This window comes from Paenibacillus sp. FSL H3-0329, assembly GCF_037963285.1.
Lineage (GTDB): Bacteria > Bacillota > Bacilli > Paenibacillales > Paenibacillaceae > Paenibacillus_AQ > Paenibacillus_AQ odorifer.
This window is the reverse complement of record NZ_CP150150.1, coordinates 4,969,542-4,990,759: the sequence shown is the minus strand read 5'-3', so window position 1 is coordinate 4,990,759 and position 21,218 is coordinate 4,969,542. Positions and strand designations below refer to the sequence as shown.

Sequence of the window (21,218 nt, the reverse complement as noted above, 5' to 3'; positions counted from 1 at the left end):
TTAGAGAAAAGAGGTATACCGATGAGTTTATCTGTCTCCTTCCCTATGGAATGGTTTAAAAGTGACCCCCATACACAACTTACTGCGACTTCCTCTGAGGCTTTTCAGTTAATCACTACACCAGAAGGTGGTGGAATTGAGCTTCAGCCAGGGCAGCTGGAATCCGCCGCTTGGTGCGATTATGGTTTCGTTAATGCTGAGGTTTACCATGAAAGCCATGACGTTCTGGTGCTGTTATTCAGTTTTTATGATCGGGATCATCGCGTCATTACTTATCATGTAGGAATTTTACCTGGTGTGCGCACGAAAATTTGTTTACCTTTGATTCATTTAAATGGAGAAAAGTTGTTCCTCCCCCGTTATCCGGGTGTGATGCAGACAGTACTGAGGGGAGATGCAGGCATCGATCGCAAGCATATCACCCGATTCTCTATCGCTACTCTCCCTTCAACAACAAGTAGAGCCGTGCAAATTAGTGGCTTGGCTCTAAGTCTAACTGAGCCCGTCTTTGAGTATGAACAGCAACCATATATAGATGATCTGGGCCAATTAAAGGGAAGGGGTTGGCCAGGGAAAACGGTTGATGCAGAAGCATTGACGGATCGGCTGCGCGAAGAGCGGCAACTTGCGGCACAAGTTGATCACAGTGGAGGTGACCTCAGCAGGTACGGGGGTTGGAAGGCGCTGAGATTCGCGCCAACTGGATATTTCCGCACGGAATTTGACGGCAGCCGCTGGTGGTTCGTTGATCCAGAGGGTTATGCTCTGTTCAGTACGGGGATGGACTGTGTGGGTCCGGCTTGTTCTATGCATGTAACTGGTATGGAACACTTGATACCCTCGTTGCCGGAGCGGGAAGGAATCTATCAAGAAGCTTGGTCACAGGATGGCGAGGAATTCAGCTTCGAGATTGCTAATCTGATCACTGCTTTTGGGGCGGAGTGGCGCTCTAACTGGGTGGCTATGACGGATTTCCGCTTACAACAATGGGGATTCAACACCATCGGTAACTGGTCCAATGATCTTTTTATTAAGGAATCTCAGCTTCCGTATGTTTATCCTCTAGTGGACTTTCCTATGACGGAGCAATCTATTTTCCGGGATTTCCCGGATGTGTTTAGCCCGGAGTATGAGCGGAATGCCGGGAGCTTTGCGGAGCAGCTTCTTCCATTAAGGGAAGATCAGAGAATGGTTGGCTATTTCATGCGTAATGAGCCGCATTGGGCATTCGTGGATGGGTTGAATTTGACCGGGCAGATGCTGAAATCTCCGGTCCGTTATGCCAGCAAGAAGGAATTCATTCGCTGGCTTGCAGAAAAGTACAAAACAGTGGAGCAATTAAACATGGCGTGGGATAGTGTTTTTGAAGAATTCGAGGATTTATACGATGTATCGAATGTGAATGTAACCGGGGATAATCTCACTTCTGCCCGAGAAGTGGATTATAACCAGTTCAACCGGATCATGATCCGGCGGTATGTAGAAGTGCCAGCCTGTCTTTGCAAGCAGACGGATCCGAATCATCTGAATTTGGGAATGCGTTATGCCTGGGTTGGCAGTGATGAGGTGCTGGAGGGCTGCGAATGGTTTGATGTATTCTCTATGAACTGCTATCAGTTCAGTCCTGACAAGGAACAGATCGCCCAGATCAGCGGACGACTGAACAAACCAGTCATGATTGGGGAATATCATTTTGGTGCGGCTGAAGGCGGCATGTTGGCTTATGGGATCCGTGCGGTGGCAACTCAGAAGGAGCGCGGTGAAGCTTACCGTTATTATGTAGAGCAGGGGGCAGCCATCCCGCAGCTGATCGGAGTTCATTATTTTCAATGGAATGATCAGCCTGTGCTTGGACGTTATGACGGAGAAAACTATCAAATCGGCGTAGTGGATGTCTGCAACCGTCCATATGAACCTTTCGTGCAAGCAGCGAAAAAGGCCCATGACCAGATGTATCAGGTGCGGACGGGGAGGACAGCACCCTATAATATTGTGCCAATAGAGATTCCGAAAACGGGATTCTGATTGCAAATCTTTACAACAAAAAGGCCCCCAGCCAATGGTGGCCTTTTTTGTCCTCTCCTCTGCAATGTAGCCCCTTTATAAGCCAAGGCCGGAGGAGGGGAGTGAATCATCACGGGAATAGCGCTTGCGGTATTCCCCCGGAGTTATTCCGGCACAACGTTTGAACATACGGATGAAGGAATTTACGTTCTGATAACCGACCTGAAGCGCGATATCCTGAATCCGCAGTTCCAGATTCATTAGCAGCTCTTTGGCCCGCTCAATTCGCAGATTGTTCAGATATTCACTGAAGTTGATGTTTGTTTTCTCTTTAAAAATGCTGGACAGGTAACCTGGAGTTAAATTCAACTTGTCTGCTACTAGGTTGAGGTTGATGTCCTCGCCGTAATGTTTGTCTAAGTAATCCAGCACAAAGCTGATAATAGGGTCGCGCGGCTCCGAGCGGTTACTGATGACCACGAGCACACGACGAACCAGATCACGCAGCCATTCCTTGTATTGATCCATTGAGTGGAAAGCGTTAAATGGCTCTAGACGGGGTGGTAAGAGACGCTCCGCTTCCGCTTGGGGCAGATTCAGCTTCGTCACCGTTTTGCTCGTCTGTTCCGCTGCTCCCAAGGCAAATGCCCGAAAATCCGCCGCCGCCGCGTCCTTGTGCTGCAGTTGCTCCAGCTGACGATCCAGCCAAGCGAATACAGCCTCCTCATTGCCAGACTGCAGCAGATTGTGCAGCTCCTCTCCGTGTGTCACCTTTAAATGAAAGGATTTGGCGGACGAGGCTCTAGGTTCTACGATAATTTGTGTTTCCCCGTTCAATCTACGCTCATTTAACAACATCGATAGATTATTGTAGGCATCGGTAAATGAGGTTTCGCCTGAATATACCGGACTTACAGCAATAGTCAGGTATAAGGATATCTCCGAATCCAGCAGTTCTTTCAGTGTATCAAGAGCCTGCAGAAAACTGCTCTGCGGTCCGGGGTTGAACAGGAGCAGCAAGAGCTGATCCTGCTCCGGCTGGAGTGCGACGCTGTCGCTTTCACCTCCGGTGATCAAGGTTTGGATTAGCTTCCATAACATCAGTGTGTGTTTCTCAAATTCGTCCGGCAAGGTTTTGAAGCTGACCTTGAACAGAATGGAGGCATAGGGTAGTTCGGATTGCCGGACATCTTCAAGCTCCGCAAGACTTTTACTCAGCGGGATATTTTTCACTTTATGAGTGTAGGCATATTGGCGTACCAGTGAGTTCTTATGATCAAGATCGGTCTGGATGAATCGGTTATTCTCCAAAATGGAGCTCAGGCGGTCGCCGATAATGGCGAATTCCTTCACACTGCTCAATTTTTCTGGCCGGCTGCCCGCTTTACGGTCCAAGGCAGCAATCAGGCGCTGGAGCGGCTGGTTAAGCCGATGGCTGAAGATCAGGGATGAGAGAACACTGATCAGTACTGCCGCAGAGAGTAACACAGCCAGCAATAGCTGCATACCACGCATTTCTGCGGCAATAGCCGCTACCTCGGTCACTCGGATATAGGTGAATCCGGTTTGTTTACCTTTTTCATAGAAGTAATATTGATCTCCGACCCGCTCATGGGCATTGCTACTTTCCGGAAGCTGGCTTGTTTGCAGTTTAACATCTGATGTAGAGAACAATAAATTTTCTTGTGCATCCAGAATATAGAATGGGGTATTGCCGGCATCACCGTAGGTATCCTGCATCAGCTGCGGATTCAGCATGACAATCCCATACACTTCCTCATAAGGAATCGCTTTGACCAGCACTGGCATTAACCTTCCGAGCGTACGGGTGGAATGTATAGTTTTCTCGGTAAAGGTTACGGCGGGCATGACTTTTAAAAATTGATTGCCCATCGTTTGCCGGCTCCAGTACTCCGGAGGGTATTCTGCACTGAAGTAGTATTTACCGAACATATCTGCGGCGCTGCTTAGGCCCTCCCTCTCCAGTACATAATCTTCCTTTTTAAAATAAAGAATGAAATTTTCGATATGCAGAAAAGGATTAGCATACAAAGTTGAGAGATCCGATGTCACTTCTGCCGGGATATCATATCGACGGTTCTCTTTGAGGTGGCTTAAAATGCCCAGATTGGCAGTCCATGAATCGGATTGGGTGAGGGCAAGAATCATGTTCTGGGTCAACCGGAAATGATTTTCGTAGCCTTCGACCGTTTGTGCGAGTCCAAGCTCATTTTGACGGATCATCTCCTTATAGATTTTGCCGCTTAAATACAGATGGGAGAACAGATTAAATGATGCCAAAATCAAGATGACACTGAGGAAGCTTAGCATCAGCTTAACGAACAGGGCATTCAGCGCAAATTTGCCTGTAACGGATCCCTTCATATGTATCCCCCTTTGGATGCACCCGTAAATGAATTGGATTAATTCTATCATAGCGGCAAAAAGCTAACACCAACAATATGCAATTTTGCTGATTTGTACGCTATTCTATGGAAATCCGCAGTTAAGGCGAAATGTTATATAACATGTAGATAGCGCTTTCCAAAGAAATGCAGCTATAATTCGGAGACAAATCCCAGAAAAAAGGGGGAAGTAATCTGACATCTATATGATTTATGATCATTTTAACAAGAGGAGACATGCATATGGCTCAAGCTAGCGTAGTGCAGGACAAAATGCGAAAGAAAGTGCACCGGCGACCCCAACGCCACAAAACGGGAATCCTTAGAACTTGGAATAAAAACAAGGCGCTCTGGCTGCTGTTCCTGCCGTGCCTGTTGTATTATTTGATCTTCCGCTATGCGCCGATGTTTGGATTAGTTATCACTTTCAAGGATTACAATCTCTTTAAAGGAATTTGGGCCAGCGATTGGGTGGGACTCAAATATTACAGGATGTTTATTGAGAATCCCGATTTTTGGCCGCTGATGAAAAATACTTTTCTGCTTGGTTTATATAAGCTGTTTTTCGGCTTCCCGGCACCAATTCTACTGGCGATTTTGCTTAATGAGGTGCGCAAGGCTGCTTTCAAACGTGTTGTGCAGACCGTCAGCTATCTTCCACATTTTATCTCAAATGTCATTGTTGCCAGTATGGTGATCATGTTTTTATCCCCAACCGGAGGGCTGATTAATAATCTGCTTGGTGCCATAGGGATTGGACCGATCAATTTCATGAACGAACCTGGATTGTTCCGCGGTATTTATGTCCTGTCGGAGATCTGGCAGCATATCGGCTGGGAGACCATTATCTACTTGGCCGCGTTGACCGCTATCGACCCGCAGTTGTATGAAGCTGCTGATATGGACGGAGCCAGCCGCATGCGTAAAATATGGCATGTCACCTTGCCCGGCATTTCACCCGCCATCGTGATCACCTTGATTCTTAATATCGGTAAAGTGCTCGAGATTGGCTTCGAGAAGGTGTTCCTGATGCAGAACCCGGCGATCTACGACACAGCGGATATTATCAGTACTTATGTCTATAGGGTGGGTATGGTGCAGGGGAACTTCAGCTATGGCGCTTCTATTGATCTCTTCATGGGCGTGATTAGCTTGATCTTCATCTATACAGCAAATTACATCAGCCGTCGTGTAAGCGAGACAAGTTTATGGTAGAAAAGAGGTGTGGTGATGAGATCACCCCGTTTATCCTGGTTTAATGTCGTGAGCACTTTTATCCTTCTCGTGGTTGTGGTGGTCACGCTTTATCCGTTCCTGCATATGCTCGCTGTCTCTCTCAGTAGTGATGTGCATGTCATGAAGAATACAGTTTCTTTCTGGCCTAAGGGTTTTAACCTGAATATGTATAAGCTTGTACTCGGAGATTCGCAAATCTGGGTGGCTTACAAAAATACACTCATTTACACCGTGCTTGGCACCTTTATCTCGTTGGTGGTCACCTCCACGGGTGCCTATGCACTCTCACGCAGTGATATGGCGCTGCGCAAGAGCTTCACCCTGTTGATTGTGGTGACGATGTTTTTCAGCGGAGGGATGATTCCTACGTTCCTCGTGGTTCGCTCCCTGGATCTGGTCGATACCGTATGGGGCATGGTGCTGCCGGGGGCGGTTAGCACTTGGAATCTGATTCTGATGCGGACCTTTTTCTCCGGCATTCCTAAAGAGCTGGAGGAGTCAGGCCGCATCGACGGACTGAATGATATCGGCATATTTATCCGTATTATTGTTCCGCTTTCCAAGGCTTCCTTCGCCACCATAGCACTCTTTTACGCGGTTGGCATGTGGAATAACTTTATTTACCCGCTGCTCTACCTGCGCTCACCGGATTTGTTCCCGCTGCAAGTGCTGCTGCGCAATTTGGTGCTGGCTGGCAGTGCTAGCTCGGGAGATGTTACTAGCATTGGAGGTGACAACATGGTGATAGAAGAATCGCTGAAGTACGCGACGATTATGGTCTCGACGCTTCCGATTCTGATTGTGTATCCATTTGTGCAGAAGTATTTCGTTAAGGGGGCCATGATTGGCGCGGTTAAAGGCTGAGGTGGGTGGAACCGTCACAAATTCAGAATAAGGGAGAGATCGTAATGAACAAATGGAAATCTGTACTGCTGCCACTGGTAATTGCAGCAACCGTAGTAACTGGCTGCAGCGGAGGGGGCAATGACACCTCGCCGCAGAGTAATACTCAGGGCAGTAGTACCGCTTCACCTACTGATTCGTCCAAAACCGAAAAAACCTTCACTGCGCTCTTAGACAACAATGCTACGTTCCCTTATTCGAAAAGCTGGCCCATTTGGAGCTGGCTGAAGGAGAAAACCGGTGTCACACTCGAGGTGCAGACCCCTTCAGGGAAGCTTGAAGAGAGCTTGAACCTGGCGATTGCCTCGAAGGCAATGCCGGATCTGATGTATATGCCTAACCGCAAAGAATCGAATAAATTCGGGCAACAGGGTGCGTTGGTGGATTTGATGGAGTATATGGACAAAATGCCGAATCTGACCGCCTGGGTAAAGCAGTATCCAGAGGAAGCGAAGGCTGCACTGTCTGCTGATGGCAAAATGTATATGTTCCCGAATCAGGGCTTTGGCGAGACGAATCGCATGATCTGGTTATACCGTAAAGACATTTTTGACAAAGAAGGAATCCAGGCACCAGCCACATATGAGGAGCTGCATACAGCTCTAAAAACCTTGAAGGCGAAATATCCGGACAGCTATCCGCTCTCGATCCGTTACGGTCAAATTCCTGATGAAATGAATGCCAATATGACTGTGAATTACGGGACAGGTGAAGGGGCTTATTATGATTTTGATAAAAAAGAGTGGCTTTTTGGGCCTACGGAAGATAGTTACAAGGAAATGGTTGGCATGTGGAAAATATTTTATGACGAAGGGCTGATTCCGCCTGACTTTCTATCTCTGCAAACTAAGCAATGGCAGGACATGGTGTCCACGGGCAAATCGTTTGTGACCATTGATTACATCAGCCGGATCGATTTTTTTAACAATGCGATGCAGCAGGAAAATCCGGAGTTCAACATGCAGTTCATGGCTCCTCCAGCGGGCATTGCCGGCGGCAAGCAACTGAACCCGTATTTTCATTATATGGAAGGTGGCCTAACCGTGGCATCAACCTCAAAGAACATCGATGATGTGATGAGCTATATGGACTTTTTCTATTCCGAAGAGGGACGTACGCTCAGCAGCTGGGGCGTGGAGGGCGAGACGTATGTGAAGGAAGGCGACACGATTAAGTTCAAACCAGAGTACAACGATGTGATCGAAATGCGGAAGCAGACAGGACTTCAGACTAGCGGAACGTACACGTGGATCGACTTTGGCTCACATCTGTCGTTGTTCTCAGACAATTTAAAGTATGCCTTTGAAGAAGCGACGAAATATGATCCGTCCATGATGCAGCCGCGTCCTGCATTTACGGAGAAAGAGAATGAAATTATCGCGATTACCGGCCAGGCGATCCAAAAACACCGCGATGAAAGCTTTGCCAAGTTTGTTACCGGCTCCCGAAAGCTGGCCGACTGGGACAAATATGTGGAGGAGATGAACAATCTCGGCGTGGATAAGTTGTTGAGCACTTATAAGGAAGCTTACGAGCGTGTTCAGAACATTCAGTTAAACGGGAATTAATCTGTCTGGTGCCAAGGACAATAGTTGCCCGGAAAGGATGAACGGGATGAATGACATCATTAAACCGTTAGAGACACACAAAGTAGAGCAGATGTCCGTTCAGGTTTATGAAGATCGTAGCCTAATGGGCACTGCGGCGGCATCGCAGGTTGCGCAGAAAATTAGAGCTTTGCTTCAAGATTCCGCGCGTCAGGTCCGAATCGTGTTTGCAGCCGCACCTTCGCAAAATGAACTGTACGAGGGGCTGGTGCGGGAGCAGGGGATTGATTGGTCCCGGGTCAATGCTTTTCATATGGATGAATACATTGGCCTTGCGGCTTCGGCTCCCCAGCGTTTCGGCCGTTTTTTGACAGATCGGCTATATAGTCGGGTTAACCCTGGCCGGGTAGAACTGCTGGATGGTCTCGCTGATGTGGTGCAGGAATGCCAGAGATATTCGGCCCTGTTGAGCGAGGCTCCTATTGATATCGTTTGCCTCGGGATCGGGGAAAACGGGCATATCGCGTTTAATGATCCGCCAGTTGCTAATTTTACCGACCCGCAGTTGGTCAAAGCAGTCGAACTGGAGGAAGCCTGCCGCCGCCAGCAGGTGAATGACGGTTGTTTTACCAGGCTGGACGAGGTGCCAACCCATGCGCTGACGCTTACGGTACCAGCCTTGCTGGCTGGCCGTCACCTGTACGGAATTGTACCTGGGGTGTCCAAACGCAATGCTTTACAGGCGGCGCTCCATGATTCGATCGGCACGGCATGTCCAGCTACTATTCTGCGAACCCATCCGGAGATCACGATGTTCACGGATCGGGCTGCCTTCGGCCTATGAACGTGTCAATTAAAGGAAAGCACTACAAGACTGGGCTGCCGGTTGAGGTAAGTGTCGAGCAGGGGCGAATCACTTCGGTCACCGAACTTGCGGAGAGTCCAGCCATGGCCGATTGGCCCTGGCTGGCACCCGGGTTGGTGGATCTGCAAGTGAACGGGGGCTGGGGGCTGGATCTCAACACGCTGCCTTTGCAGCCTGCCACGGTATTGGAACTGTCCCGACTTCTGCTAGGAAACGGGGTTACCAGCTATTGTCCAACTCTGATTACCAATGGCAAAGAAGCGCTGGCTCAAGCGATCTCAGCCATTGCGGAAGCCGCTTCGCTGTATCCGGAAGATGCTGGGGGGATTGTAGGTATTCATCTGGAAGGACCTTTTCTGTCACCAGAAGAGGGTCCACGCGGCGCTCATCCAAGGGAACATATTGGCCCGCCGGATTGGGATATGTTGTGCCGCTGGCAGGAAGCGGCTGAAGGGCTTATCCGTATCCTCACCGTCTCCCCGGAATGGCCAAACGCCGCTGCATTTATCGCCCGGTGCAGTGAATCAGGCATCCTTGTTTCCATAGGGCATACAGCAGCTTCCCCCGAGCAGATTAGGGAGGCGGTTGCCGCAGGAGCGGTGATGTCTACGCATCTCGGCAATGGCACACATCTGACGCTGCCCCGTCATCCCAACTATTTGTGGGAGCAGCTGGTGGCGGATGAACTATACGGCTGTATGATTGCAGATGGCCAACATTTGCCGCCTGCTCTGTTGAAAGTAATTCTGCGGATGAAGCGCAGCCGCACCATCTTGGTCAGCGATGCTGTATCACTGAGCGGAATGCTGCCGGGAACTTACCACCTGCACATCGGTGGAGAGGTTGTATTAACAGCAGAAGGACGGCTGCATCTGGCCGGTAATCCGCAGCTGCTGGCAGGCTCCGCCATGATGCTTCCAGATCAGGTAGCCTATCTTGCGGAGGCTGGATTAGCCCGGCTGGATGAAGCCTGGGATTGTGCTTCTGTTCATCCGGCTACTTTGCTGGGGCTGGAGCAGGCGGCAGGGCTTAGGGCTGGAGCACCTGCCGATCTCGTGAGCTTCTGCTATGAAGACAGGACACTTACCGTGCTGGAATGCTGGAAGAATGGTCACAGCAGGGCTTGCAGTAAATAATTACAGCAAAGATTAGGAGGAGAACGATGCAGAGCTTGATACCGCAACCGAAGCAGATCCAAGCGAAAGAGGGAGAAGCTTTTCTGTTCAGCGAGGGTGTAAGTCTGAGCCTCTACATGGAGCGGCATGATCAGAGGCTGGTGGTTCATTGCCGCCGGGCGTTTCCGGAGCTGGAATGTACACATGTTATCTCGGGAAAAGGATATTCACTTATTCTTCAGAGTCTCTCGCAGCCAGAAACGAAAGGAGCACAGCCAGATGAAGTGGATCTGAAATTGCTTAACGGCCGGGCGGAAGGGTACAGGCTGGAGGTGTCGGAGCGCCGGATGGTAATCCAAGCACTGGACGCGCCGGGGCTGTTTTACGGGTTACAAACGTTACTACAGCTGCGTAAGTCAGCAGGGGAAGTTCCTGCCGTGACCATCACAGACTGGCCGGACACTTCTGTGCGGGCGATGAACTTTGATCTTCGCCAGACATTTTCCAAGCCAGAGCTGCTGCTATCGTATTTGGCGGATTTTGCCCGGTATAAAACGAATGCGGTTCTGATTGAATACGAAGATAAATTCCCATTTCAAAAATACCCGGAATTCGTGCATCCACAGCATTCGTTAAGCCTCACACAGCTAGAGGAGCTGAAACGCACAGCCCATGAATATTTTATTGAGATCATTCCGCTGCAGCAGAGTTTTGGACATCTGGAGTATGTGCTCCGCCACGACACCTGGCGGCACTTGCGCGAAACGGAGTTATCCCTCGGGGAGATCTGCCCGTCGCATCCGGAATCCTTCGAGCTGATTACCGATCTGTTACAGGGGATGATGGATGCCCATCCTGATTCCCGTTATATTCACCTCGGCTGCGACGAGGTGTACAGCTTATGTGAATGCGAACGCTGTAAAACGTTGTTCGGAGGGGTACGGGAGCGGGCGTTTATCGCTTTTTTGAACACTTTGATTGAATTTACAGCCAGCCGTGGTAAAAAAGCGATTTTCTGGCATGACATGCTGGACAAATGCCCGCCGGAAGAACTGGCAAAGCTGGATAAGCGGAGTGTGGCGATGATCTGGATATACAACGGACGTAATATCGAAGCTGAGGTTTCCTCTCTTGCGGATAAATTCAGGTCACTAGGTATCGAGGTTATGGGAGCACCGGCGGTTCGCAGCTTTGACTGGGCTGAACATCAGAATTATCCGGTACTATTGAACCGGACGGATAATCTGCTCCAATGGGCGGAGACGGCGGAGAAGCTGGACCTCGGTTGCATCGTCGCCACGAACTGGACGGGACCGTTCAGCCTTGGCGTTCCTTATGGTATCTTCGAGACAACGTGGTATCCGATGCTGCTGCACGCCGATTTGGCCTGGAACCGCAAAGCGGACGCCTCAACATTTATCGATCGATTCATGGAGCGGTTTCATGGCATTGATCCTAGAACAGGTCATGCTCAGCTCGGGAATTATCAGCTGGAAGATTATTATGATGTTATCTGGAAGCTGCTGGACAAGGTGAAGGATCATAAGGATGAAGCAGAGCTGATTGCCATTATGCATGATTTTGAAGCGGCGACGGACCGTTCGCGGGCGATCCACAAATATGTCTACCGCTGGGAGCTCTATCCGGGAGACGATGCGGAATGGCATTCGCTGCTGAACAATTACATGAGAAATCGCCGTGGACGTGAGAACGTTTTGCCTCGCATGAAAGCGGTTTTGGAGCGTTACCAGCCATCCGATATGGCGGAGCATTTTGTGAAATCCCGGTTCTATCTTCACGATTATCTGGAACAGACATTATACCGTGAGCTGGGGTTTGGTCAGGCTGAATAAAGGTTTTGAAAAGATCGTACGGCTACCGTGTAAGCGGGTAGCTGTGCGGTCTTTTGTTATTCTTATCTGGATAAAAATGTATATTGAAACATAGTCAGGAACAAAATCCCATTTCGCTGCGTCTAACCTTATAAAGTTCTAGCAAACTACATTGGAGGAGAATGAATATGAGAGCAACACCCATAAACAGGACGATAAGGAAGGTTACACTTACCGCATTATGTATTTTGCTTGTATTGCTGAGTGGCACGGTAATGGCGGAGCCGTCTCCGGCACAAAAGACAACCGCGGTATTCACAGCGGAGATGCAGAGTACCTTGGAAGGGGCGCAGAATGTGCTGCTTACGATACAGCCATTCCCGGACGAAGCAGCCGTAGGTTTCTTCAAGAATGGGCGCAGTCTGCCCAAGGGATATCTGGAGCAGACTGCCGATAAGATTCTGGAACAGCGGGGCAAGTTCACCAAGGTGGCAGAGCTAACTCGAACAACGTTGGCTTACAGTGCTGCGGGGGGCAACATCAACAACATCGCGGGTATTGATCTTTATCCATTCCTGATGAATCATGACGGAATTGATTCGGAAGGGGCAGCAGCGGTAGCAGCCGCCTATATTACCTCGAAGAACTCCATTTCAAATTCATTGGAGCGGACAAACCGTTACCCCGATTTGCTGTTTTATCAGCTGCTTGATATGCAGCTAGCGGATGGCAGCTGGCCGCTGGCCGGGCAGAAGCAAGGAGATCTGGTAGCTACTGCCTGGGTACTGACGGCACTTGCTTCGGAAGTGAGTTCAGAACAAACTGCGCAGCCGATTGAGAAGGCTTTGCAGTGGCTTAAGAGCAAGCAGCAGCTAGACGGAGGATTCGATGGTAAAACTACGACGACAGCGCAGGTGATTGTTGCTTTATCCTCGCAGGGAGTTGATGCAGCAGATTTCACCAAGGAAGGCGGAGCCTCGTTGCTGGACCATTTGCTGGCGCAGAAGCTTCCGGGTGGCGGCTTTGCGCAGACAGCAGACGGCGGAAACGATAGTCCCGCTACTGTGCAAGCCTACCTTGCCCTGACTTCCTATAAGCTGCTGTCCAAGCAGGCTGGCATGCTGTATAGCGGACTACATCATGCTGGACTTGACCGGGCAACGATTCAGGTCGAAGGACCCGGTGGCACCCTTGCCGGGGGGCATATTGTTGGCGGAGATGCTGTGAAGGCAGCGGCAGCTTTTTTACAGGCGAAGGGTCTGGCGTATAAGCTGAATGCGGATGCAGCTAAACCGGCCTTCACAGCTATAGAAGGGATTCAGAACGGGCGATACAATGGACGCGGAGAATGGAAGATTGCTGTATTCAGCGGGGGTAGTGCATGGATGTATCCTGAGAATAGCCCGTACAGACTGACAATAGGCAATGGGGATCAGCTGCTTGTTTACTACGCGGATGATACAGAACTGCTTGACCGGATGGAAGTGAAATGGAAAGATAAAAACGGCCAGGAAATGGGTGGATACGCAAGCGCCAATATGCCGTTTTCCCTCCATATCACCAAGTCAAACGGTCAGCTGGGCGGTCTTCCGGCTTTCGGTGCTACTGTGACACTTCAAGGAAAAAGCGTAGTGGCAGACAGCACGGGAAAGGTGTCTTTTGCCGGCATGAAGCCCGGTGTCTATCCTGTGCAAGTCACCAAATACCGTAAAGATGCCGCTCCAGCACTTTCCAAACGGACGTTTGCGCTGCATGTCTCTTCACCGGAATTGGCGAGCTTTACGGATGCCAATAAAGTCGCAGCTTGGGCACGTTTGGATATCGCAACAGCGCTCAGCAGCGGATATATTCAGGGCGTGAGTGCCAGCGGAAATGTGCTGGCTCCTAAGCAGAAGCTGACCCGGGCTGAATTTCTGACCCTGCTGCTGCGGCTATTGCATGAGTTCCCCGATGCCAAGGCCACTTCTAGCTTTAAGGATGTTCCGGCGGACAAATGGTACAGCGGTACCATCGCCAAGGCTGAGGAGCTGGGCATTATCAGCTCTTCAGCCGGCAAGTTCGAACCGGACCGCGGTATTACGCGGGAAGAAGCGGCGGATATGGTAACCAAAGCTGCCCGGTTGTCTACGTACGGCAGCCCGGACCGTGTGAAGTTTGCCGATACTTCCAGTTTGTCAGAGGCGAGCCGCCAGGCGATTCAGGCCGTGAATGAACATGAAGTAATGACCGGCAGCGGGAGCCGTTTCGATCCTAAGCAGATTCTGGTGCGTGAGCAGGCAGCGGCAATTTTAGTCAGACTGCAGAAATTAATCCCGGAAGCCTTCTATTAATGGAATAAACGTCCAGGGATATGATAAGCTTCAGATAGAGTTATCACATCCAGTGCAGAGGAGGCAAATCTATGAGCCGCTTGATCACAGGCAACATATATTATGGATTTCAGGTCGTTAATGAGGAATTTATCCGGGAGATCGATTCCGCCGTATTCACGATGGAACATCTGAAGAGCGGCGCCAGGCTGCTTTTCGTGCAGAATCAGGATGACAACAAGGTATTCAGCGTGAGCTTCAGGACCCCTCCTGAAGATAGTACAGGGGTCTTTCATATTTTGGAGCATTCTGTATTATGTGGTTCGGAGAAATATCCGGTGAAGGAACCTTTTGTAGAATTGCTAAAGGGCTCGATGCAGACATTCCTGAACGCATTTACGTTTGGGGATAAGACGATGTATCCGGTGGCGAGCCGGAATGAGCAGGATTTCTCCAATCTGATGGAGGTCTACCTGGATAGTGTCTTTCAGCCGAATATTTATAAGCAAAAGGAGATTTTTGAGCAAGAGGGCTGGCATTACGAGCTTCAGCAAACAGAAGACGAGTTGATCTATAAAGGCGTGGTTTACAACGAGATGAAGGGTTCCTATTCCTCGCCGTTTACGGTACTGATGGACAGGATCAAAAAGTCGTTGTATCCAGACACGATTTACCGCCATTCTTCAGGTGGAGATCCGCAGGAGATTCCTGCGCTTACGTATGAGCAATTCCTTAAGGCGCACAGCAACTATTATCATCCGTCCAACAGTTATTTTTATCTGTACGGAGACGTCTCTATTGAAGAGAAGCTGCAATTTATAGACCAGGAATACCTTAGCCGTTATGAAAAGAACAGCTTTGATACCACCATTCCCCTACAACAGCCTACCGGAATGACGGAGCTGGTAGCGGATTATCCGATTCTGGAAGCAGAAACGGCCGACGACAAAACTTATTTGAGTCTGAACTATGTAATTGGAACCTCTACGGATCGGGAACTGAATCTGGCTTTTGATATTTTGAAAAGCATGCTAATGGACAGCAATGCAGCTCCGCTTAAGCAAGCCCTGCTGGAAAGCGGTCTGGGTAAAGATGCCTTTGCTTTTTATTCCGACAGTATGGTTCAGCCGCTGCTTGGTATTACCCTGACACATTCGAACGCCTCCGCCAAAGATGCCTTCGTGGAGCTGGTGAAGACCACATTAAGCAGCTTGGTTAAGAACGGGCTGGATGAGAAGCTGGTGCTGGCGGCGGTCAACAGCAAGGAATTTGAGCTGCGGGAAGCGGACTTTAGCCGATATCCAAAGGGACTTACTTACAATATCGAAGTGATGAAGTCCTGGCTCTATGACGGTCAGCCGTCTACTCATATGCTTTATGAAGAGGTATTCACTACCATTCGGGAAAAAATAACGGATCGTTATTTTGAGAAGCTGATTGAGGTCTACTTACTGAATAGTGATCATTGCAGTCTGGTGGTGCTGAACCCGTCCAAGACGATTGCAGCCGACAAGGAAGCGAGCACCCAGCGTCAATTAAGTGAATACAAATCATCACAGCAACCAGACCAGCTGGAGCAGCTTGTGCAGAGTACACAACATCTTCTGGCGCGGCAAGGTCGTGCAGATGCAGCCGAGGATTTGCAGAAGCTGCCGAGTTTATCTCTACAGGACATTAACCGCAGTGCTGAACCTCAGGTGCCATCCCATGAATATAACCTTGAGGGTCTAAAGCTGATCCACCATGACGTATCTACTCAAAAGATTGCGTACTGCAAGTTTTATTGGGATACGAGTGTTGTGGCTCCTGAGCAAATTCCTTATCTTGTACTGCTGGCAGAGGTATTGGGCCAAATGGAGACAGCTTCTTACAGCATTGAAGAGCTCACTAGTGAAATTGGGATCAAAACCGGAGGCATTCATTTCAAAAATGAGATCTTTGGCGCTGCAAAAGATACTGGAGCCAGTTATCAGCCTAAATTCACTGCGCAGGTTAAGGTGATGGCGGGGCATATTGGCGAATCGCTGGATCTGCTGCGCGAGCTGCTCTATACCAGCGCGCTCGATAACCTGACGAAGCTACAGGAAATCGTGCGCCGGGAAGCTTCGCAGATGGAATCGGTTCTGAACCAAAAAGGCAATGAAATCGCGGCCAGCCGCCTGATGTCTTATTTTTCGGACATGGGAGCGTATCAGGAACAACAGGGTGGCGTGGCCTATTACCGCTTTATCCGTGAGCTTGCCGAGAAGATCGATCAGCAGGGAGCTGAGGTGGCAGACACGCTGAAGGATATCTGTACGGTTTTATTCAATAAACAGAATTTGGTCATCAGCGTGACGGGTACCCCTGATTTGTATGAAGAATTCGCCGCTAATGTAGCGAAGCTGGAAATTCAGGATCGGCCAGGGGTGAATAAACCTAAGATTACAGCGCAGGGCCATGCGGATAATGAAGGTTTTATGTCTTCCAGCCAGGTGCAATATGTGGTTAAAGGCTACGACTTCAACAAGCTAGGATTTACGTATTCCGGCAAAATGCAGGTGCTCAAAAAAATCATGAGCCTCACCTATCTGTGGAATGCCGTGCGCGTGAAGGGCGGAGCTTATGGCGGAAGCCTGATGCTGCGCAGAGATGGGATATTGATGTTCACTTCCTACCGTGATCCCAATTTGCAGGAGACGCTGGAGGTTTATGATCAGGCGTACCGATTCACCGAAGGATATGAAGCGGATGCCGACGAGATGACCAAAGCAATTATCGGCACCCTGTCCATGCTGGACCAGCCGCTGAGCCCAAGCGCTCAGGGACGGCGGGCGGACCGGCATTATTTTGAGCAGGTAACCGGGGCCGAGCTGCAGCAGGAACGGGATGAAATCTTGTCGACCACACCGGAAGACATCAGACAGTACACCGATTTGCTTAAGGCTGTGACGGAACAAAATTATTTCACTGTTGTCGGCAATGAATCCAAGCTGAAATCAACAAAAGGCTTATTCGGAAACCTAGAAGAACTAGTAATGTAATTTTCTCTATAAACGCCTCTTCAGTACCTGTCTGCCGACAAGTGCTGGAGAGGAGTTTTTTTTGTATTTAGTTAGAACCTTGACAGTTAGAGCTCTAACTATTATGATAATGATGTTACTTAGAGTTCTAACTAATTCAAAAGAGGAGGGAATAACAATGAACAAACCCGTTGTAGACACACCATTTTCTAATTTAATACGAGAGATTGGGATGAAAATAAAAGGTACAGCTGACACCAGGTTAAATGAGTTAGGTCTGAATTCACAACAAGGCCGCATGATCGGCTATATTTTTGAGAATCAAGCAGAAGGGGTTATTCAGAAGGATTTAGCGGAGGTCTTTAACAGGAAGGGGGCGAGCATCACCAGTATGCTTCAGGGGTTGGAGAAGAAAGGGTATATCCAGCGTGTCACTCCTGAAAATGATGAACGTCAAAAGAGTATTTTTGTATTGGAAAAAGGTGCTCTTTTAGTGGAAGAGTTCAATGAGATTTTCTCTGAGGTAGAAGCAAGCATTACTAAGGCGCTTAGTCCGGAAGAAACTGCAACCCTAAAGTCTTTACTTCAAAAAGTTAGTTCAAGTTTATAAACGTTCGGAGGTTCACTTATGACAAATGAGTTCTCAAATCAATATTATTTAGAGTCGGCGCCCATGAAAAAAGCGATCGCTCATTTATCGATTCCCATGATGATTGGGATGTCTGTGGGTACTATTTATAATGTGATCAATGCTTACTTCATCGGCTTATTGCACAATACAAGTATGCTGACCGCAATCACGCTGGGCCTGCCTATTTTTACCGTTTTAATGGCTTTTGGAAATGTATTGGGGGTAGGCGGAGGAACATTTGTAACCCGCTTGGCGGGGCAAAAAGAGACGGAAAAAGGGAAAAAGGTTGCCGGATATACTTTTTACGGGAGTATTGTAGTGGGGCTTCTTATCGCGCTCATCGCTTGGTTAGCTATTAATCCGATCACGCGCATGCTTGGTGCAGATGCTGCTACCTTAGACTTTACGAAGTCTTACGCGCTCACTCTTTTTGCAGGCGGATTTGCTGTTGTGCTTAATTTTGCATTGGAACAACTGGTCCGTTCGGAAGGGGCCTCGAAGGAATCAATGTATGGTATTTTTATCAGTACGGCTTTAAGTTTGATTTTTGATCCTATATTTATTCTCGTGCTGAATTGGCATGTTGCCGGGGCTGCTTTGGCTATGGTTTTAGCAAATTTGGGCTCTGCTATTTATTATATTTACTTTTTGGAAACGAAAAGTGAGCATTTAAGAGGATTTTTGAAGCATTTTAAGATATCTGTACGAGATCAGCTTGAGGTTTATAAAATAGGTACAGCCGAGCTATTGCAAGCCAGTTTTTTAATTGTCAGCACGCTTTTGTTAAATAACTATTCCATTCAATATGGGGAGAGTGTGGTCGCCGGATTTGGTGTGGCTTTAAGAATTGTGCAGATTCCAGAATTTTTATCGATGGGTTTATTTTTGGGATTGATTCCGCTATTTGCTTTTAACTTTGCTAGTAAAAATACGGAGAGACTTAAATCCAGCATCAAATACGCTTTTGCATATATAGGCGGCATTGCAGTTGTTTTTGTGAGTCTAGTATATGTGTTTAGAGGAACGATTCTTCATTGGTTCTCAGGCGATCCTTCTGTGTTAAGCATGGGAACTTATATTTTGGCAGCTATGCTGATTTCGGCTTTATTTAATGGATTTACCGGATTATTTATGAGCATTTTTCAAGCAACGGGGCAAGGCACACCCACTACTATTATGGCAATAAGCCAAGGTGTATTATTTATACCGATGATTATCGTATTGCATTCTATTTTTGGCCTGCATGGTGTGATTTGGTCGATGACTGTGACTGAGGTAATAACGAGTGTGATGGGTGTGGTTTTGTTTATGATTTTTCGGAAAAAGCTGAATAGTGCGGGCGTTGATGGAAAAGGGGCTGTAGAGGTTACGTCGGTATAACGCGATTGTTTTATGTAAAACTCAATATGGATTTTGTTTACTGCGGGAGCTTGGCTCGCGCTTTTTTTGCGTTGTGCAAAAGGAATATAAAACTGCTGGATCGGTAAAATTCGTTCCAAAATGAACAATTCTAGTTCTTATGAAGACTGCTTACTTTTTCTACAATTATGGATAAGTAAAGGAGGAGAACTATGATACGCAAAAAAAGGTTTCATCTTAACATGGACACACGCGAAGCGATGGCGGGATATCTATTCGTTGCTCCGCTTATGCTTGGGCTGATCATCTTGACGTTGATCCCGGTGCTGGGCTCACTGCTGTTAAGCTTCACGGACTGGAACTTTGTGGCTGGGTTAGGGGGGATTAAGTTCGCGGGCGTAGATAATTTCATCAGACTGTTTCATGATGATGCTTTTATGAAAAGCTTGCTGAACAATTTGCTCTTTATTATCACAGTACCGGTTACGATCATCGTTGCCCTGCTGCTGGCTATCCTGATTGATAAACAGGTTTTTCTGAAGGATTTGTTTAAAGTGATTTATTTCCTTCCTTATATCTCCAGTGTAGTAGCCATCGCTATGGTTTGGCAGGTTATGTTTCACCCTTCTCTGGGACCCGTCAATCAATTCCTGATGTCACTGGGGTGGAACAACCCACCCAAATGGTTAGCTGATATCCATTATGCTCTGCCGTCGCTGATGTTGATTCAAGTCTGGATTCAGCTCGGTTACAACATTATTATTTTTATCGCAGGTTTACAGAGTATTCCAAAGGATCTTTATGAAGCGGCTGATATTGATGGTGCCAACGTCTGGCGCAAATTCCGCAACATCACGGTTCCCTGCATTTCGCCAACTACCTTTTTCCTGCTGGTAACAGGGGTTATCGGCTCATTTAAAATCTTTGATCTGATACAAGTATTGACCCAGGGTGGACCGGCTAACTCCACGACCGTTATCGTCTACGAGTTATATGATACAGCCTTCAATCAGCTGAAGACAGGTTACGCCTCTAGCATGGCACTCGTTCTGTTCCTTATTTGCCTGATCATTACAGCCTTGCAGATGTTGACGCAAAAAAAATGGGTCAACTATTAAAGGCGGAAAGGAGAAATTACAGTGAAAAAAGAGCTTCTATCCAGAACCTTCTGGACCATCGCCATGGGACTGCTAGGTATCGCATTTCTTTTACCGTTCCTATGGATGTTATCCACTTCCTTTAAGCTGGAGAAAGATGTGTTTAACTTTCCGATTCAATGGTTGCCACAGCAGTGGAACCTCATTGAAAATTATAAACAGGTATGGTCGGGTGACTTCGCTCGCTATTATGGAAATTCCATTTATATTACGCTGGCTACGACTATAATTAATGTGCTGATATGCGCACTTGCTGCTTATGGGTTCTCCAAGCTGCGTTTTCCGGGCAGGGATGCTATGTTTATAGTTGTATTGGCACTTTATATGGTTCCTCCGCAGGCTTCGTTGGTTCCACAGTTTCTACTGTTTAACTGGCTGAATTTAATTGACACACATTTGGGATTGATCCTGATTAACAGCTTTAGTATTATTGGAGCGTTTATGCTCAAGCAATTTTTTATGGGGGTAAACAACGAGTATCTTGAATCGGCGCGGATGGATGGAGCAGGGCATTTTCGCTCTTTTCTACAGATTGCCTTTCCGCTGATCCGTCCCGCTGTAGCTACTTATGCTATTTTGCGCTTTATTTGGACCTGGAACGACTATCAATATCCACTCATTTTTTTGAAATCTAAAGAGTTGTTTACGATTCAGCTGGGGATCCGGTTGTTCGGGGATCAATACGGGGATGTCTATTCACTCATGATGGCTGGTGCGGTATCTGCAATTCTGCCGTTGCTCATCATTTTTGCACTCGGACAGAAGCAGGTTATTGAGGGAATTGCCCTCGGAGGTGTGAAAGGATAATAAAAGTCAAAATAGTTTCTCTTCGGTAGAATATGAGAACTTTCCT

Annotated in this window: 14 protein-coding genes; 13 read left to right on the top strand and 1 reads right to left on the bottom strand. The window is 48.1% G+C overall.

The annotated features are described in order from the left end of the window. Positions 1–21 precede the first annotated feature (21 nt). Positions 22–2,025 (top strand): beta-galactosidase, encoded by a 2,004-nt coding sequence (locus tag NSQ66_RS22155; protein WP_036683166.1) that lies wholly within the window; start codon positions 22–24, stop codon positions 2,023–2,025. 75 nt (positions 2,026–2,100) lie between these two features. Here the strand turns inward: NSQ66_RS22155 and NSQ66_RS22150 are convergent, their stop codons facing one another. After that, the gene (locus NSQ66_RS22150; RefSeq protein ID WP_076142257.1) at positions 2,101–4,389 is read right to left on the bottom strand and encodes an AraC family transcriptional regulator; all 2,289 of its coding nucleotides are present in this window, start codon (positions 4,387–4,389) and stop codon (positions 2,101–2,103) included. Between the two features lie 263 nt (positions 4,390–4,652). On the opposite strand from NSQ66_RS22150, the gene NSQ66_RS22145 reads away from it, so the two are divergent. The 12 genes from NSQ66_RS22145 (at position 4,653) to NSQ66_RS22090 (ending at position 21,172) form a co-directional block, all read left to right on the top strand. Beyond that, positions 4,653–5,624, top strand: coding sequence for an ABC transporter permease subunit (locus NSQ66_RS22145; protein ID WP_081382599.1), 972 nt, complete (start codon positions 4,653–4,655; stop codon positions 5,622–5,624). A gap of 15 nt (positions 5,625–5,639) precedes the next feature. After that, positions 5,640–6,509 carry a carbohydrate ABC transporter permease gene (locus NSQ66_RS22140; protein WP_036683160.1) on the top strand — a complete coding sequence of 290 codons (870 nt, stop codon included), beginning with the start codon at positions 5,640–5,642 and terminating at the stop codon, positions 6,507–6,509. A gap of 44 nt (positions 6,510–6,553) precedes the next feature. Then, positions 6,554–8,116 carry an extracellular solute-binding protein gene (locus tag NSQ66_RS22135; RefSeq protein ID WP_076100985.1) on the top strand — a complete coding sequence of 521 codons (1,563 nt, stop codon included), beginning with the start codon at positions 6,554–6,556 and terminating at the stop codon, positions 8,114–8,116. Between the two features lie 37 nt (positions 8,117–8,153). Next, entirely contained in the window at positions 8,154–8,939 is a 786-nt protein-coding gene (locus NSQ66_RS22130; protein ID WP_339279401.1) for a glucosamine-6-phosphate deaminase, read from the top strand. Further along, on the top strand, positions 8,936–10,096 hold the full coding sequence (locus NSQ66_RS22125) for an amidohydrolase family protein (protein ID WP_339279400.1): 1,161 nt from the start codon (positions 8,936–8,938) through the stop codon (positions 10,094–10,096). The genes NSQ66_RS22130 and NSQ66_RS22125 overlap by 4 nt, the downstream gene beginning before the upstream one ends. A gap of 26 nt (positions 10,097–10,122) precedes the next feature. After that, entirely contained in the window at positions 10,123–11,928 is a 1,806-nt protein-coding gene (locus NSQ66_RS22120; protein ID WP_339279399.1) for a DUF4838 domain-containing protein, read from the top strand. Between the two features lie 167 nt (positions 11,929–12,095). Continuing rightward, positions 12,096–14,237: an S-layer homology domain-containing protein gene (locus NSQ66_RS22115; RefSeq protein ID WP_339279398.1), complete on the top strand. Its 2,142-nt coding sequence runs from the start codon at positions 12,096–12,098 to the stop codon at positions 14,235–14,237. 71 nt (positions 14,238–14,308) lie between these two features. Then, complete coding sequence (locus tag NSQ66_RS22110) at positions 14,309–17,239, top strand: insulinase family protein (RefSeq protein ID WP_339279397.1); 2,931 nt, start codon at positions 14,309–14,311, stop codon at positions 17,237–17,239. A 157-nt stretch (positions 17,240–17,396) separates the two neighbouring features. Further along, positions 17,397–17,828, top strand: a complete 432-nt coding sequence (locus tag NSQ66_RS22105; RefSeq protein WP_038572665.1) for a MarR family transcriptional regulator — start codon at positions 17,397–17,399, stop codon at positions 17,826–17,828. An 18-nt stretch (positions 17,829–17,846) separates the two neighbouring features. Then, a complete protein-coding gene (locus NSQ66_RS22100; protein ID WP_339279395.1) occupies positions 17,847–19,229 on the top strand; it encodes an MATE family efflux transporter in 1,383 nt (460 codons plus the stop codon). Positions 19,230–19,420: 191 nt separating this feature from the next. After that, the gene (locus tag NSQ66_RS22095; protein WP_339279394.1) at positions 19,421–20,326 is read left to right on the top strand and encodes a sugar ABC transporter permease; all 906 of its coding nucleotides are present in this window, start codon (positions 19,421–19,423) and stop codon (positions 20,324–20,326) included. 63 nt (positions 20,327–20,389) lie between these two features. Continuing rightward, positions 20,390–21,172: a carbohydrate ABC transporter permease gene (locus NSQ66_RS22090; protein ID WP_052097522.1), complete on the top strand. Its 783-nt coding sequence runs from the start codon at positions 20,390–20,392 to the stop codon at positions 21,170–21,172. The last annotated feature ends 46 nt before the right edge of the window (positions 21,173–21,218 follow it).

Excerpts from the sequence above, each read along its gene's own strand:
- NSQ66_RS22155 (WP_036683166.1), top strand. The coding sequence starts at position 22 with ATGAGTTTATCTGTCTCCTTCCCTATGGAATGGTTTAAAAGTGACCCC.
- NSQ66_RS22150 (WP_076142257.1), bottom strand. The coding sequence starts at position 4,389 with ATGAAGGGATCCGTTACAGGCAAATTTGCGCTGAATGCCCTGTTCGTT.
- NSQ66_RS22145 (WP_081382599.1), top strand. The coding sequence starts at position 4,653 with ATGGCTCAAGCTAGCGTAGTGCAGGACAAAATGCGAAAGAAAGTGCAC.
- NSQ66_RS22140 (WP_036683160.1), top strand. The coding sequence starts at position 5,640 with ATGAGATCACCCCGTTTATCCTGGTTTAATGTCGTGAGCACTTTTATC.
- NSQ66_RS22135 (WP_076100985.1), top strand. The coding sequence starts at position 6,554 with ATGAACAAATGGAAATCTGTACTGCTGCCACTGGTAATTGCAGCAACC.
- NSQ66_RS22130 (WP_339279401.1), top strand. The coding sequence starts at position 8,154 with ATGAACGGGATGAATGACATCATTAAACCGTTAGAGACACACAAAGTA.
- NSQ66_RS22125 (WP_339279400.1), top strand. The coding sequence starts at position 8,936 with ATGAACGTGTCAATTAAAGGAAAGCACTACAAGACTGGGCTGCCGGTT.
- NSQ66_RS22120 (WP_339279399.1), top strand. The coding sequence starts at position 10,123 with ATGCAGAGCTTGATACCGCAACCGAAGCAGATCCAAGCGAAAGAGGGA.
- NSQ66_RS22115 (WP_339279398.1), top strand. The coding sequence starts at position 12,096 with ATGAGAGCAACACCCATAAACAGGACGATAAGGAAGGTTACACTTACC.
- NSQ66_RS22110 (WP_339279397.1), top strand. The coding sequence starts at position 14,309 with ATGAGCCGCTTGATCACAGGCAACATATATTATGGATTTCAGGTCGTT.
- NSQ66_RS22105 (WP_038572665.1), top strand. The coding sequence starts at position 17,397 with ATGAACAAACCCGTTGTAGACACACCATTTTCTAATTTAATACGAGAG.
- NSQ66_RS22100 (WP_339279395.1), top strand. The coding sequence starts at position 17,847 with ATGACAAATGAGTTCTCAAATCAATATTATTTAGAGTCGGCGCCCATG.
- NSQ66_RS22095 (WP_339279394.1), top strand. The coding sequence starts at position 19,421 with ATGATACGCAAAAAAAGGTTTCATCTTAACATGGACACACGCGAAGCG.
- NSQ66_RS22090 (WP_052097522.1), top strand. The coding sequence starts at position 20,390 with ATGGGACTGCTAGGTATCGCATTTCTTTTACCGTTCCTATGGATGTTA.